This is a genomic window from Gordonia jacobaea, from assembly GCF_001186365.1.
Taxonomy (GTDB): domain Bacteria; phylum Actinomycetota; class Actinomycetes; order Mycobacteriales; family Mycobacteriaceae; genus Gordonia; species Gordonia jacobaea.
The window spans coordinates 59,098-72,697 of sequence record NZ_LDTZ01000022.1 but is presented as its reverse complement, the minus strand read 5'-3'; the positions used below and the strand labels follow the sequence as shown (position 1 = coordinate 72,697).

Sequence of the window (13,600 nt, the reverse complement as noted above, 5' to 3'; positions counted from 1 at the left end):
GACGCTACAGCGCGGGCGTCTCACGCAATCTGTGCTTGCCACATCCAGTGGAGTTGTTCCAGTTTGGCGGCGAACGAGATCAGCAGATCCTGTGTGACCGGATCGGCCTCTTCCGTCTCGTCGATCCGCGTACGCAGACCGGCGATCACAGCCTTGAGGTTCTCGACGATCGACGTGATGACCTCGGTGTCGGACGTCCATCCGTCGCCGAATCCGGTCGTGCCTGCAGTCTTCGCGACGGTCTCGGCCCGACCGTCGGGCGAGACGCCGATCGCGGTCGCACGCTCAGCGGCCTGATCGGTGAACTCGCGGCTCACCGTGACCAGCTCGTCGAGCTCGAGGTGGACCGAACGGAAGTTCCGTCCGACGACGTTCCAGTGAGCCTGCTTGGCGACCAGGGACAGATCGATCAGATCGACCAGGGTCTGCTGCAGAGCGTTGCCGGTGATGGTCTTCTGCTCATCGGTCAGGGTGCTCGTGATCGGAGTGTTCGTCATTGTGTGACTCCTTACTCTCTCGCTGCCGCCGATAGGCGGACTTGAATGCTGCCGCCGGTAGGCGGGCTTGCGGTTGTGCCCGACGCCGGGCTGTGGCGCCGGGCTCGCAACGGTCGCGTCAGTTACTCAGACGCGAACCGTCAGGTTGTGGGCGATGTTGCCCTTCGTGGCCTTCGAGTAGGGGCAGAAGGCGTGTGCGCCCTCGGCGAGTTCCTTCGCCTTGGCCTCGTCGACGCCCGGGATATAGGTCTCGATGTCGGCGACGAGTCCGAACCCACCGTCGGCCGGGTCCTTGCCGATGCCGATGGTGACGGTAACCGTCGACTCGTCGGGAACAGGCGATCCGGCGTTCTTGGAGGTCGCGCGCAGAGCACCGAGGAAGCAGGCTGCGTAGCCCGCCGAGAAGAGCTCCTCGGGGTTGCTGCCTTCTCCGCTGCCGCCGAGTTCCTTCGGTGGGCGCAGGTCCAGATCGATCTGTCCGCTTGCGGAAACGACCTCGCCGTCGCGGCCGCCGCCGGTCGCCGTGGACGAAATGGTGTAAGCGGGTTCGATAGCCATGTGTACTCCTCTGAGACTCAGTTACTGCGTGACTGGGTACTGCCTATGATGTGCTACTTCTTTGTCTTACAACAGCTCTCGCGACCGTGGTGTTCCGAGATCGCGGATGTTCAGCAAGATTTCAGTTCTGCAGGCCTGCGCGGACGCCCGATTCGACCTTCTTGCCCAGATCCTCGTCGACGTTGCGCCAGTACTCGAAGACTCGCGAGAGAACCGGCTCACTGACACCACCGAGTACGTGTCCGACGATGTTGTCGACGAGGCGTTCGCGTGCTGCATCGTCGAGTACGTCGCGCACCATCGTGCCGGCCTGTGCCCAATCGCTGTCCTCGGCGTGCTCGATGTAGCCAGCACGCACCGCGGCGCCGTCGAAGGACCAGAGCCCCTCGTCGCCCGCAGCACTCGGATCGGCGTGTGGTCCACCAAATGAGTTGGGCGCGTACACCGGAACGTCGGGAGCGGAGAAGTTGTATGCCATCGCACCCTCCTTGGAGTAGGTGTTGACCTCTGCGCGTTTCGCCGAATTGACCGGCAACTGAGCGTAATTCGTTCCGATGCGGTAACGATGTGCGTCCGCATAGGCAAAGACCCGGCCGAGCAACATCTTGTCGGGTGAGAAGCCCACTCCGGGAACGACATTCGACGGCTCGAACGATGCCAGCTCGATCTCGGAGAAGAAGTTCTGCGGATTGCGGTTCAGTGTCCAGGTGCCCACTTCGATGAGCGGATAGTCCTGCTGCGACCACACCTTCGTCAGATCGAACGGATTGAAGCGGTACTCCTCCGCCTCGTCGACCGGCATGATCTGGACCTTGAGCGTCCAGCTCGGGAACTCGCCGTTCTCGATCGCCTCGTACAGATCCTGGCGGTGATAGTCGGGATCACTGCCTGCCAACGTGTCGGCCTCCGCCTGCGTGAGGAACTCGATGCCCTGGTCGGTCTTGAAGTGGTACTTGACCCAGAAGCGTTCGCCGTCGGCATTGACCCACTGATAGGTGTGCGAGCCGAATCCGTCCATATGCCGCCACGACTTCGGAATGCCGCGATCGCCCATCAACCAGGTGACCTGGTGCGCGGTTTCGGGCCGCAACGTCCAGAAGTCCCACTGCATGTTGTGATCGCGCAGCCCCGAACCGGGCAGTCGCTTCTGCGAACGGATGAAGTCGGGGAACTTGATCGGATCCTTGATGAAGAAGACCGGCGTGTTGTTGCCCACCAGGTCGTAGTTGCCGTCCTCGGTGTAGAACTTGATCGCGAATCCGCGCGGGTCGCGCCAGGTATCGGGGCTGCCCTGCTCGCCCGCGACCGTCGAAAAGCGCACGAGCGATTCGGTTTTCGCGCCAGGCTGGAACAGCTTTGCCTTGGTGTAGCGCGATACGTCGCCAGTGATCACCAGTTCGCCGAACGCCCCGCCACCCTTGGCGTGCACGATTCGCTCTGGCACGCGCTCTCGGTTGAACTGGGCGAGCTTCTCGATCAGGTAGTGGTCGTGGAGCAGGATCGGTCCCTGCGTTCCCGCCGTCAACGACTCGTCGTCGCTTACGACCGGAATTCCGGTGTTCGTGGTGGTACGTGGTGTCATGTGCGAATCTCCTTCATTGACGGGGCTGTTCGCTTCTGAGGTCGGTTCACGAGCGACGACGTAGTCGTCTCGCTCGCTGCTTCCGCTGCGGCGGGCCGGCCGCAGCGGTCGAGAACACGCTGGTGTGAAAAATGTTGGTATTACGCGGGTTTCACGTTCGACGCCGCCGCTCGACAACTCGGGCACTGACCCCAGAACGTCACCTCGGCTTCGTCGATCGAGTAGCCGTGGTCATCGTCGGGAATCAGACAGGGGGCCTGTCCGACGACGCAGTCGATGTCGACGATCTCGCCACACGTGCGGCAGACGAGATGGTGGTGATTGTCTGCTGTGCGCGTCTCGTAGCGCACCGCAGATCCAGCAGGTTCGATGCTTCGAAGCAGTCCGTTATCGGTGCACGAGCGCAAGACGTCGTAGATGGTCTGCGTAGACACCGCGCCGAGTTGCTCGCGCACACCACGCGCGACGACGTCCGCCGTCGAATGTGGGCGCGCCGCCAGGACCTCGAGCACCGCGAGGCGCGGAGCGGTGACCCGCATGCCTGCCTCACGGAGTTGCTGCACGAGCGCCTGTCGATCCTGCATGACTCCACCATAGCCACGTTTCTGGAATTAGTCCATTATTTGGAGAAGATCCAGAATCAGATCGGGTGCCGGAGCACCCGTGGCCCCGCACATGGATTCGGGATCGGCCAAACCGGTCCGCACGCGGGCTCCCGACTGTCATGCTCGCAGGGTTGTCCGAAGCATCGGGGGATTCATGCGCACGCTCGTCGTCAGCACACTCGCACTGCTGCTTGCGGCAGTCGGGATCGCCGTGGCGCCGCAGGCACATGCGTCCGACGCCTTCACTGTCACCACACTGCACTTCGACGCCGCTCACGACTCGGGCCCGCGCTGCGACGTCGTCGGCGATCTCTATGTTCCGCAGGGTGTTTCGCCGAGTAACCTCGCACCGGCTGCGCTGACGACCAACGGCTTCGGTGGCAGCAAAGACAGTCAGGCACCGCTGGCACGGATGTACGCCTCGCGCGGTTACGTCGTGCTCGCCTATTCCGGCTTGGGCTTCGGTGGATCGAGTTGTCGCATCACTTTCGACAGTCCGATTCCCGACGGCGCAGCAGCGTCGCGCCTCGTGAGCTACCTGGGTGGCGCGACAGGCATCGCCTTCCGCGACGCCGCACATACGAAGCCGGCACCTCGACTCGACGCCGTCGTGCATGACGGCGTCGACCACAGCGGCACCCGGAGATCCGACGATCCGCGTGTCGGCATGATCGGCGGCTCCTACGGCGGCCACATCCAGTTCGCGGCAGCATCGGTCGATCCCCGAATCGACGCGATCGTCCCGATGGTGACCTGGAACGATCTCTCATACTCGTTGTCCCCCAACAACACCGGACAGTCCGTCGGTGTCAGCACCCCGACGCAGGGTGCGGTCAAGATCAACTGGAGCGCGTCTCTGGCTGCTGCGGGACTGATGTCCGGTGTGCAGCACGCATCGGTTGAACCGCAGCGCCTGACGGGCTGCCCCGACTTCCCTGCCGCAGTGTGCTCCGCACTCGTCGGGTCGGCGACGAGCGGAACAGTCGACCGCTCGGTCCTCGACGGATTTCGGCGTGGATCGGTCGCATCGTTCCTCGACCGCGTCACCATTCCGACTCTGCTGGTGCAGGGCCAGAAGGACACCCTGTTCAACATCCAGGAGGCGTTGGCAACCTACCGCGGCCTTTCCGCCAAAGGTGTTCCGACGGCGATGATCTGGTTCTCCGGCGGACACTCGGGCACGCCCGCCACCGGCGACTACTCCTCCACGACACCGAACCCCGACACCCAATACGTCACCCAGCGCGCAGTGGGATGGCTCGACCACTACCTGAAGGGCAGCGGCCCGGGAACCGGCCCGAGGTTCGCCTACTACCGCGACTGGATCGACTACCGCGGCATTGCGACACCCGCCTATGCGACGGCAGGCAGCGTCGACGTCGGCAGCCGGGTGCAGTATGCCCTCTCCGGCGCCACCGGATTGGTGCCGTTGGCCACGCCACCCCGCCCGGGTACCGCACGCTTGCGCACCCCACCCGCGGGGTTGCCCACCACGCACGACGTGCCCGACGCACTCGGACTCATCAGCCTTCCCGAACGCGACGTCGCGGGCACGTACGCCCAGTGGGACACCGCGCCCCTGCGGTCGGCGCTCGACGTCGTCGGAACGCCGACGCTGCGCCTGCGTGTGTCCGCGCCCCTCGACGTCGGCGCGCCACTGGCCGACCAACTTGTCCTTTTCGCTCGAATCGTCGACGTCGGCGCCGACGGTTCGTCGACGACCGTGGGTAATCTTGTTGCGCCCGTACGGATATCGGACCCCCGCGTACCGATGACCATCACCATCCCCGCCTTCGTCCACCGTTTCGATCCGGGACACCGACTACGCCTTGTCGTCTCCGGCGGATCGACCAACTACCGCGGCGGGATGCGCCCGATTCCGGTGTCGATCGACGCCGGACCCGACCAGATCCTCCGACTACCGATCGCCTGACGCGGCACGACATCGCGAGACCGCCACGTTCTCGAGTGGCGCCCTCTGCGCGGCTGTCGTATTCTTGCTGGCACGAGGTCACGTGTAGCAACGGGGAAGAGTCCCGATGTTCGCGTCCGCAGCCGCCCTTCTCTCGGGTACCGCGTCGAAAAGCGCACGTGACCTCATTCGTGAAGAGAGAACACACCCATGAGCAACACCACCACTCCGGCTACCGCCTCCGCCGACTCGTACGCGATGACAGAACTCAATCGCGAAGCGCAGATGGGCGGTGTGGGCACCGAGACCACCGACCGTGAGGTCCGCCGCATCAGCCTTGCCGACTTCGAGCAGCGTCGTGCACAGATCGCCGACGAACTCTGGTCCGCCGCAACCGATATCGGCTTCTTCCAGGTCGTCGACCACGGCATCGACATGGCCGAGGTCAACCACGCCTTCGAGATGTCGGCGAAGTTCTTCGAGCTACCCCGCGAGGTCAAGGAGCAGTTCCCCCTCAAGAAGGGCCAGAATGCCGGGTGGGAGTTCTCCAGCCAGGTCCGCCCGTCTGTGGGCACGCCTGATCAGAAGGAGTCCTACCAGCTCACCCTCCCCCGCATGGAAGGACTGTGGCCGACCGAAGAGGAACTCGCCGGATTCCAGGCAACGCTGCTCGACTTCGAGCACAAGTGCTGGAAACTCGCGATGGACATCCTCGGCTGCTTCGCGGAGAAGCTCGGCTTCGACCGTGAGTTCTTCACTCGCGCACACGATCCCAGCACCGAGACCTACCAGAGCACACTTCGCCTGCTGCACTACTACGCCTTCCCCGACGCCATGCTCGACGAGCCGAACGTCTGGCGCGCAGGCGCTCACACCGATTTCGACGCCTTGACGCTGCTGTTCCAGCGTGCGGGCCAGGGCGGCCTGCAGGTGCTTCCGGGTGCCGAGGCCTCCACGCAGGCGTGGACTCCCGTCGAGCCGTCCGACGAGGCGATCACCTGCAATATCGGCGACATGTTGATGCGCTGGTCCGACGACAAGCTCCCGTCGAACTTCCATCGCGTGCGCGCACCGCGTCGTGGCGAGTACACCGGCCCGCGCTACACCATCGCCTACTTCGCGCAGGCCAACACCGACGCCCTGATCGAGAGCGCCGCAGGCAAGTACCCGGCGATCACCGGCGGCGACTACATCGCACAGCGCATCGCGGCGAACTTCGCCAAATGAGCGACGACGTGACCTCGGGAGAACAGTCGAGCTCGGTGCTCTCCAGCTCGGTGTTCTCCGATGTCGCCGTGTATACGGGCGGCATCTGGCTCGAGCATCAGGATGTTCGCGTGGTCGGCGGGGTCGTCGAATCGATCTCGCCTCACGCGTCGTCGACAACTGCTGCCGCTGAATCGATTTCGACCGGCGGCTACCTGATTCCGGGTTTCGTCAACACGCACACCCACCTGCAGCAGTCGCTGATGCGCGGTATCGCCGAGTGCACGCCGCTACTGGAGTGGCTACTCGCGGTCGGCGAGGAGTCGGTCGCCATCACACCCGAGCGTGCGTACACGGCGGCAGTTGCGGCAAGTCTGGAGATGCTTCGGTCGGGCACCACGACCGTCGTCGAGCACATGTGGCCGCACCCGTCCACCGAGGTCCACGGCGCAGTGATCCAGGCGTTGCGCGACACCGGGATTCGTGCGGTTCTCGGCCGCGGTGTCGCCGATCGGCCAGACGCCACCCGCAAGTGGGGATTCGAGCCACGACTGATGCAGCCGCTCGACGAGGTGCTCGACCATGTCGAGCACCTGCGCGAGCAGACTGCAGAGTCGACGATCACTGTGGCACTTGCCATTCCGAACCCGCGATCGGTCACCGAGTCGGGGATGGTCACACTGCGCGAGTTCGCTCAGGAACGCGACATGTCGGTGATGATTCATCTGCTCGAAACACCGACCGACGATGTGATGTGTCTCGAGCATGCGGGACTCGGCGCGGTCGAGTACCTCGACTCCAACGACTTCTTGTGGAACAGGCTGCTCGCGGTGCACTGCGTCGAACTCGACGACGTCGGACAGTCGATCCTCGCCGAACGCGGAGTTGCGGTGTCGCACAACCCGTTGTCGAATATGCGGCTCGGTAGCGGTATCGCGCCGATCCCCGCGATGCTCGACCGCGGCGTCGGCGTCGGACTCGGTGTCGACGGAGCGGCGAGCAATGACACACAGGACATGCTCGAGACGTTCCGCATCGGAGCGTATCTACAACGCGCGGCACACAAGCGCGCCGACCTCATGGGTTTCGAGACGATGCTCGACATCGCTTGTGGCGGAGCGAATGTGGCGCTCGGTCTACCCGAGGTCATCGGCGGCGTGAGCGTCGGCACGCCCGCCGACCTCACGCTTGTCCGGTTCGACCGCGACTACGCGACGTTGCCGGTCCGCGACCCCGGCGCATCACTGCTGACCACCGGGTCACGCTCGATAGTCGACGTCGTGATGGTCGACGGGGACGTGGTGATCGCGGACGGTCGGAGCGCGCGCATCGACGAGGCTGAGTTCACCAAAGAGGTCGCGTCCCTGTCATAGGACGTAAAGGTTTCGCCTTGTGTGGGACCTGGTTGTGTGGGACCTGGGGGTGCAATTGTGCACCTCTGGGTCCCACACAACTCGCCGAAGGTCAGCTGAAACGGGCCAGCACGCTGTGGACCGCCTGCGTCACGGTGAGCCTGTCGAACGACTGCACGAAGTCGAAGGTGCGCTCGAGGTCGGGGCCATCGTCGTGCTGATCGCGTGCCGAGAGCAGCGCGGCGAAGTGAGGTCCGAGTATCGCGACTGTCCACTCGTTGACGAGATCGTCGGCGGCGTCGAGCGGCGCGTGTCTGACGTTGCCCTCGACCATGTGCGACAGTCCGACACCGTAGACACCGGCGAAGCCCGTGACGTCTGCGAGCTCGCGCCACCGCTGTGACGTGGTGTCCGTGAAGTGTTGCGCGTGCTGGAAGGTGCCGACGACGATCATCGCCTGGCCGGCAGATGCCGCCTGAGCTTCGAGCGCTTTGCTCATCTCGACAAGAAGTCGTTTGGTTCCGCGGCGCGGCTCCTGCATGACCGACGCGAGTGCATACGGGGTGTCGGCCGACGGCGCTGGGCTCGACCACACCGGTGCCTCCGGAAAGGGCACCACCTCGTCGGCCGGAAGCTCCGACGGGTTGGCGACGGCCGGGTAGAGCCGTCCGGTGCCGAATGTCGCTCCGATGGTCATCGCTGCCGATCGCGACTGCTCGTCGTGGACACCTTCTGCGACGACAACAGCGTTGCTGCGTTCGACGTGCGCGGCGAGCGCATGCGCGACCTCGGCCATGTCGGGTTCCGTGGCAACCGAGAGCAACTCGGGTCCGGTGATGATCACGTCGGGCTCGATGAGTGGGAGCATCGAGATCGCGTGCGGGTCGACACCTATGCCGTCGACGCAGATCACGCGGCCACGGCTACGTGCTGCCTTCACCGCGCCGAGCGCCTCGTGCGGACGGCTGAGCAACTGCGCCGGCGATACCGAGAAAACCAGACGCTGCAGGGCTGCCGGTGTCGGCAACGCATCGAGTTCGTGCTGCGGGATGGAGTCCATGTCGACTGCGACGAGCACCGGGAGGATCTCGGCGATTTCCACCGCCTGCGGCGAGTCGGCGAACACCATCTTCTGCTTGTCGAGCGGCGCCTTCTGTTCCATCAGGCGTGCGGCTCGACGCAGTGCCTCTGCGGTACCCATCGCGCTTCCGGCCAGACCTCGAACCTGCAATTCGACAGCAGCGAGCGCACCGTCCGACAGACGGCGAACCGGCGCGAACTGCATGACCACCTCCATCGACAAATCGTCGGCGGCCAACACCGACGAGTGGTAGGTGGATCGTCGAGATAGGCGCGTCATCTTCTTAGCTAACCATCCATTTACGTAATAGGCGAAAGTCACCGTCGCCGCCGTACTCGACACGGCCGCCGTTACCTTCTCGTGACCATGGGTTGCCGTGCGGTGTCAGTACTGCCGCGGCCCTGGTCAACGCGTCACGGCGGTCCGTAACGTCGACGTCAGTTCATCGCGGCGCCTCGTTCGTGACGACATTCGAGTGAGGAGAGACTCATGTCGCAGATCACGACGACCGCTGATTCAGACCATGTCCCGGCCGCTGCCACAGCGACTGGAATCGACGAACCGATCCCGCTGATCGCGTCCGCCAGGTCGGGGATCGTCATACTCACGCTTCTCGCGGCGAGCACGACCATCACGTTCGGTTCGCTGTTCTTCGCGTAACCCGCCTCTTCGCACACCCGACTCCGCAAAACTTCGACTCCGCATCACTCGACTCGAGAGTGGAAGCACGTCACAGTGCTGCGCCCGTGTGCCGCCTGCGCCGACCCCCGCGTCCGCAGGCGGTGCACACCACTCGAGGTCGGCGCATGGAGCCGCGCAGTATCAGCGACCCTTCACCATCCGTGTCGGGCGCATCCGCGTCGACTGCGGGAGCCACCGGTTCACCGACTTCTGCATCGTGCACAGCGCTGAGATCACGAGAAGCGCGAACTGAATCCACCCGATGACCGGCAGAGCCGACCACACGTCCGGGTAGCGGAACAGCAGATCTATCCCGATCGGGATACAGAGCAGGTTGACGACGACCGCGGCGAGGTAGAAGTTGCGGCAGTTGCGACTGTGATGCGTGGCCGCGGCGACCAGCAGCGCGTACTCGATCGCGAGGAAGACGACGATCATGATCAGCATGAACGGCGGAAAGAAGTTCGCCATCGGGTCGATGCGGTCGGCCGGTGCCGCGTTCCGCGGATCGGTTGCGAGTCCCTCGCGCAGACGGTCCCTCAGCAGTCCTCTGATCGTCCCGACATTGACGAAGCCGTAGACGAACGCGACCAGTCCAGCGGCTGCTGCTCCCCAGAACGCGACGCGCGCGTGGACGGTCAGCGCGCGCGGCGCCGGACCCGGATCGGTCGGTCGCGACGGATAGAGCACCGCCTCGTCCTTGTCCTTCGACCGACGCTCGATCGCCGCCAGGTCCTCGGCGTCGAGTTCGGCCTGCGTCGGGATGCGATCGGACTCATCAGGGTCGGTCATGGTGACGATTGTCGCACCGTCACCGGCGCCCGATCTTGAGCATCCGGGACTCGACGACCGGCGGCCGACTTCTCAACGCCTCGCGATCTTCAGCATCCGACTCACCGTCGCCTGCCAGAGCGAGCCGTCGGGCGCGATGGTGCCGGTCAGTTCGAGCGGCTCGTCGACCGGTCCGTCGCCGACGTGCAACGTGCGTACGCGGGCGCCCGTCGCGAAATCGGTGGCGATGTAGTCGATAGGCCCGACCTGCTGGATCGATCCTGGTCGATAGGGCCCGTAACCGAGGCCGTGGATGAGTCCGTCGGCGCGCGAGAGTCGGGGCAGCGATGCGAGGCGGTCGCCGTTCTCCCACACCCGGTGGCACTGCCCCGCGGACACGTCGATGCGTGTCGATCCGCCGACGAAGGGCGCGTTGGCAGGCACGCTCGGACCGCTGACGGCCATGGGCGGGTACTGGTAGCCGTAGGTGCTGGGGATGATGAGCGAGTTGCCCCAGGCCATCGGCGAGTTCTCGGTGCCCTGTCCTGAGCTGCCGAACGCGGGCATGCGGCACACCGTCGAGCCGGTGTTGCTGTCGTAGACGATCAACTGTGGTCGGGAGGCGTTGTCGACGATGGCAACCCATCCGTCGCCCCCGGGGCCGAAGTAGGTGGGCGTGGTGCCCGATCCCCAGGTCAACTGGCCGGGACGACGTGCGGCGCCTCGGTCATAGGCGCGACGCCACACCACCTCCGGTGTCCCGTCGACGCCTGCGCGCATCTCGTAGAGTGCGTGCGTCGAGATGACCGACACACCCGACGCCCGCACCGAGAGTCCATTACCGAGATCTTCACCCGCGGGCAGATGCGTCGACCGCACACGCCGCGCGGCGTCGACCCTGCCGACGACGCCGTGCGTTGTCACGAACCACACGCGGCCCGCGAAGTCGGGAGCGAGTGCGGTGACGGCGTCGCCTGCGGGGACATGACCTTTCAGGTCAACGCGGTCATCGATATAGAGCTGCCACCCCTGCGTCGAATGCCGATGTGCCACACGCAGAATCGCGCCGGACCCGTCGGCGACGACCACGCGATCGCGATCGTCGAGATACCCGTACACACCTCCGAGCAGCCCACCCTTGGTCAACTGCTTGCGTGCGATCGGCACCGCGGTCGTCGGATCGAAGAGCGTCACCGTCGCCACCGCGACCTGCAGCGGCGCTATGCCGACGAACTGGGTACACAGCGACACCGGCATCCCATCGCGTCCCACGAACGTCGCGGCGCAGGCACCGCCGGGAATCGACGACGCCGCGAGACGCGCGGACTTTCCCGGTCCGGCGAACGGCGTCGAGTCCGACGACCACAGGTCACCGTGCATCAGCGACGTTCCGACCGGACCGAGTCCGGTCGCCGGGCCCGGTGCGGGAGCCGTCGAACCGTGTGTCGGTGGCGCCGCGACCGCAGGTCCTCCGACGATCGCACCCACGAGTATCGCGACGACGATGGTCGACGCGGCGAGTATGCGGATGCGGGCAGCACACATACGCGGACCTGGCGATGTCACCGCGTCACTCTGACAGATAGGCGACGATAGCGCCCGACATTCCCGCACGAGCGTCATCAAGGTTGCCGTAGGTACCCAACGTGTGCTCCGAGATGAGTCCGCGCATCGCACCCGGGATCAGCGCGGCCATCTGCCGGACCTTCCCTGGATCGAGGTCGAGGTCGGCAAATGCACGCTCGAACGCCGCGTCCCAGTTCGGCTTCCACGAAGCCAATTCGGCTGCGGTGAGGGGAAATTCGCGTTCCAATTCGACGTGTTCGCGCGGAAGCGCCGCGCGGAGCGTCTCAATGGCCCGCGCCTCCGGCGTCGTGAGTCCGTAGAACATCGCGTCGATCAGAGCGGACACCCTCTCTCGCAGCGTCCCGTCGGGTTTGACGCTGGCCGGGAGATCGCCGCGCTGGTCCGCGGTGTGACGCAGAACCGCTGCCCACAGACCGTCGATATCGCCGAACTGGTACTTGACCACACCCCACGTCGCACCGATCTCCCGCGCGATCCGATTACCCGAGACCGCCGTCGGATCACCCGTCGCCAACGCGGTGATTGCTGCACGGATCATGCTGTCCCGCGTGGCCTGACCACGCTTGTTCGCGCGCCGGGGGGTGGTCGTCGCCTCACTCATGACGACAAAGTCTAGCCATTCGCGCCGACTTTCACAGAACCCTCTTGCACTCTTTCACAGAGGGTTCTACGGTTCTTCCTATGGCACAGACCCCGCTGTCGATGGAACCGACTGGCTGGTACCAGGTCGCCTGGTCGCACGAGATCGCCGTCGGCGACGTCCACCGCATGACCTACTTCTCCCGCGACATGGTCGCGTGGCGCTCGGCGTCGGGAAAGATCTCGGTGTTCGACGCCTATTGCGAGCACCTCGGCGCACATCTCGGGTACGGCGGTCGCGTCGAGGGCGAGAACCTCGTCTGCCCATTCCATGGGTGGCAGTGGAACGAGCAGGGTCGCAACGTCTGCATCCCGTACGAGAAGAGGCCGAACAGAGGCAGGCGAATTCGCAGCTACCCTGCCGTCGAGCGCAACCATGCCGTGTGGATCTGGTTCGACACCGCCTCTCGCCCACCGTATTTCGAAGTGCCGGACGTGTTCACCGCATTCGGCGACGACGCATCGGACGCTGACAACTACTACGCACCCATCCCCGGCGGGACACTGTTCCACGAGCGGCTCGAGCTCCATCCGCAGTACATCATGGAGAACGGCGTCGACTTCGCCCATTTCAAGTTCGTCCACGAGACGCCGTTTATGCCGGAGTTCACCCGGCACGATTTCCACGGACCGGTCTCCTACGTCGATTTCACCATCGCGTTCGAACAGGGAGCCACCCTCGAATCAGCCTCCAGCGGCGTCTATTCCGTGAACGCGGGACTCGGGTGCTCCGTCACCAAGTCCTGGGGGATGGTCGAGAACCGCACGATGCCTGCGGTCACCCCGGTCGACGAATCGACGTGCGATGTGCGGTTCACCGTGTGGATCGGCAAGAAGCCGGGAGAAGAAGACGCCACCGAGTTGACCAAGTACGGCAAGGTGATGAGCGACCTGGTCATCGACCAGTTCGACAGGGACGTCGAAATCTGGTCGCACCAGCGCTATTCGGATCCGCCTGCGCTCTCGCAGCGAGAGTTCAAGGGCTTCACCGCATTACGCAACTGGGCAGTGCAGTTCTATCCCGAGGGCGACTCGACCTACGGACGAGACCCGACTCGCCCCGAAAGCGGCGCGATCGTGCCACTACACCCGTCGGCCACCGCCGCAACAGCCTGAGCGCACCAGCGTC

Annotated in this window: 13 protein-coding genes; 5 read left to right on the top strand and 8 right to left on the bottom strand. The window is 64.8% G+C overall.

Features of this window, described 5'->3' with window-relative positions; all coding sequences use genetic code 11:
- Positions 1-20: 20 nt before the first annotated feature.
- The 4 genes from ABW18_RS18945 to ABW18_RS18930 form a co-directional block, all read right to left on the bottom strand.
- Positions 21-497 (bottom strand): Dps family protein, encoded by a 477-nt coding sequence (locus tag ABW18_RS18945; protein ID WP_049700552.1) that lies wholly within the window; start codon positions 495-497, stop codon positions 21-23.
- 126 nt (positions 498-623) lie between these two features.
- Complete coding sequence (locus tag ABW18_RS18940; protein WP_049700551.1) at positions 624-1,055, bottom strand: organic hydroperoxide resistance protein; 432 nt, start codon at positions 1,053-1,055, stop codon at positions 624-626.
- Between the two features lie 121 nt (positions 1,056-1,176).
- Entirely contained in the window at positions 1,177-2,637 is a 1,461-nt protein-coding gene (locus ABW18_RS18935; protein ID WP_049700550.1) for a catalase, read from the bottom strand.
- A gap of 140 nt (positions 2,638-2,777) precedes the next feature.
- The gene (locus ABW18_RS18930; protein ID WP_049700549.1) at positions 2,778-3,221 is read right to left on the bottom strand and encodes a Fur family transcriptional regulator; all 444 of its coding nucleotides are present in this window, start codon (positions 3,219-3,221) and stop codon (positions 2,778-2,780) included.
- 175 nt (positions 3,222-3,396) lie between these two features.
- Here ABW18_RS18930 and ABW18_RS18925 point away from each other — a divergent pair, with 175 nt between their 5' ends.
- The 3 genes from ABW18_RS18925 (at position 3,397) to ABW18_RS18915 (ending at position 7,733) form a co-directional block, all read left to right on the top strand.
- Positions 3,397-5,175, top strand: coding sequence for a CocE/NonD family hydrolase (locus ABW18_RS18925; RefSeq protein WP_049700548.1), 1,779 nt, complete (start codon positions 3,397-3,399; stop codon positions 5,173-5,175).
- A 189-nt stretch (positions 5,176-5,364) separates the two neighbouring features.
- Positions 5,365-6,381 carry an isopenicillin N synthase family dioxygenase gene (locus tag ABW18_RS18920; RefSeq protein ID WP_049700547.1) on the top strand — a complete coding sequence of 339 codons (1,017 nt, stop codon included), beginning with the start codon at positions 5,365-5,367 and terminating at the stop codon, positions 6,379-6,381.
- The gene (locus tag ABW18_RS18915) at positions 6,378-7,733 is read left to right on the top strand and encodes an amidohydrolase family protein (RefSeq protein WP_049700546.1); all 1,356 of its coding nucleotides are present in this window, start codon (positions 6,378-6,380) and stop codon (positions 7,731-7,733) included. The genes ABW18_RS18920 and ABW18_RS18915 overlap by 4 nt, the downstream gene beginning before the upstream one ends.
- A gap of 91 nt (positions 7,734-7,824) precedes the next feature.
- Here ABW18_RS18915 and ABW18_RS18910 read toward each other — a convergent pair whose 3' ends face one another.
- Entirely contained in the window at positions 7,825-8,997 is a 1,173-nt protein-coding gene (locus tag ABW18_RS18910; RefSeq protein WP_082937870.1) for an EAL domain-containing protein, read from the bottom strand.
- A 285-nt stretch (positions 8,998-9,282) separates the two neighbouring features.
- On the opposite strand from ABW18_RS18910, the gene ABW18_RS23035 reads away from it, so the two are divergent.
- Positions 9,283-9,453, top strand: coding sequence for a hypothetical protein (locus ABW18_RS23035; RefSeq protein ID WP_197494471.1), 171 nt, complete (start codon positions 9,283-9,285; stop codon positions 9,451-9,453).
- Between the two features lie 162 nt (positions 9,454-9,615).
- Here the strand turns inward: ABW18_RS23035 and ABW18_RS18905 are convergent, their stop codons facing one another.
- The 3 genes from ABW18_RS18905 to ABW18_RS18895 form a co-directional block, all read right to left on the bottom strand.
- The gene (locus ABW18_RS18905; RefSeq protein ID WP_049700544.1) at positions 9,616-10,266 is read right to left on the bottom strand and encodes a hypothetical protein; all 651 of its coding nucleotides are present in this window, start codon (positions 10,264-10,266) and stop codon (positions 9,616-9,618) included.
- A gap of 72 nt (positions 10,267-10,338) precedes the next feature.
- A complete protein-coding gene (locus tag ABW18_RS18900) occupies positions 10,339-11,790 on the bottom strand; it encodes a hypothetical protein (RefSeq protein WP_049700543.1) in 1,452 nt (483 codons plus the stop codon).
- Positions 11,791-11,815: 25 nt separating this feature from the next.
- Positions 11,816-12,433, bottom strand: coding sequence for a TetR/AcrR family transcriptional regulator (locus tag ABW18_RS18895; protein ID WP_049700542.1), 618 nt, complete (start codon positions 12,431-12,433; stop codon positions 11,816-11,818).
- Between the two features lie 80 nt (positions 12,434-12,513).
- Between ABW18_RS18895 and ABW18_RS18890 the strand changes: the two genes are divergently transcribed.
- A complete protein-coding gene (locus ABW18_RS18890; protein ID WP_049700541.1) occupies positions 12,514-13,587 on the top strand; it encodes a Rieske 2Fe-2S domain-containing protein in 1,074 nt (357 codons plus the stop codon).
- Positions 13,588-13,600: the final 13 nt, after the last annotated feature.

Bases quoted from the DNA above. Each gene is read 5' to 3' on its own strand.
- ABW18_RS18945 (WP_049700552.1), bottom strand. From the start codon at position 497: ATGACGAACACTCCGATCACGAGCACCCTGACCGATGAGCAGAAGACC.
- ABW18_RS18940 (WP_049700551.1), bottom strand. From the start codon at position 1,055: ATGGCTATCGAACCCGCTTACACCATTTCGTCCACGGCGACCGGCGGC.
- ABW18_RS18935 (WP_049700550.1), bottom strand. From the start codon at position 2,637: ATGACACCACGTACCACCACGAACACCGGAATTCCGGTCGTAAGCGAC.
- ABW18_RS18930 (WP_049700549.1), bottom strand. From the start codon at position 3,221: ATGCAGGATCGACAGGCGCTCGTGCAGCAACTCCGTGAGGCAGGCATG.
- ABW18_RS18925 (WP_049700548.1), top strand. From the start codon at position 3,397: ATGCGCACGCTCGTCGTCAGCACACTCGCACTGCTGCTTGCGGCAGTC.
- ABW18_RS18920 (WP_049700547.1), top strand. From the start codon at position 5,365: ATGAGCAACACCACCACTCCGGCTACCGCCTCCGCCGACTCGTACGCG.
- ABW18_RS18915 (WP_049700546.1), top strand. From the start codon at position 6,378: ATGAGCGACGACGTGACCTCGGGAGAACAGTCGAGCTCGGTGCTCTCC.
- ABW18_RS18910 (WP_082937870.1), bottom strand. From the start codon at position 8,997: ATGCAGTTCGCGCCGGTTCGCCGTCTGTCGGACGGTGCGCTCGCTGCT.
- ABW18_RS23035 (WP_197494471.1), top strand. From the start codon at position 9,283: ATGTCGCAGATCACGACGACCGCTGATTCAGACCATGTCCCGGCCGCT.
- ABW18_RS18905 (WP_049700544.1), bottom strand. From the start codon at position 10,266: ATGACCGACCCTGATGAGTCCGATCGCATCCCGACGCAGGCCGAACTC.
- ABW18_RS18900 (WP_049700543.1), bottom strand. From the start codon at position 11,790: ATGTGTGCTGCCCGCATCCGCATACTCGCCGCGTCGACCATCGTCGTC.
- ABW18_RS18895 (WP_049700542.1), bottom strand. From the start codon at position 12,433: ATGAGTGAGGCGACGACCACCCCCCGGCGCGCGAACAAGCGTGGTCAG.
- ABW18_RS18890 (WP_049700541.1), top strand. From the start codon at position 12,514: ATGGCACAGACCCCGCTGTCGATGGAACCGACTGGCTGGTACCAGGTC.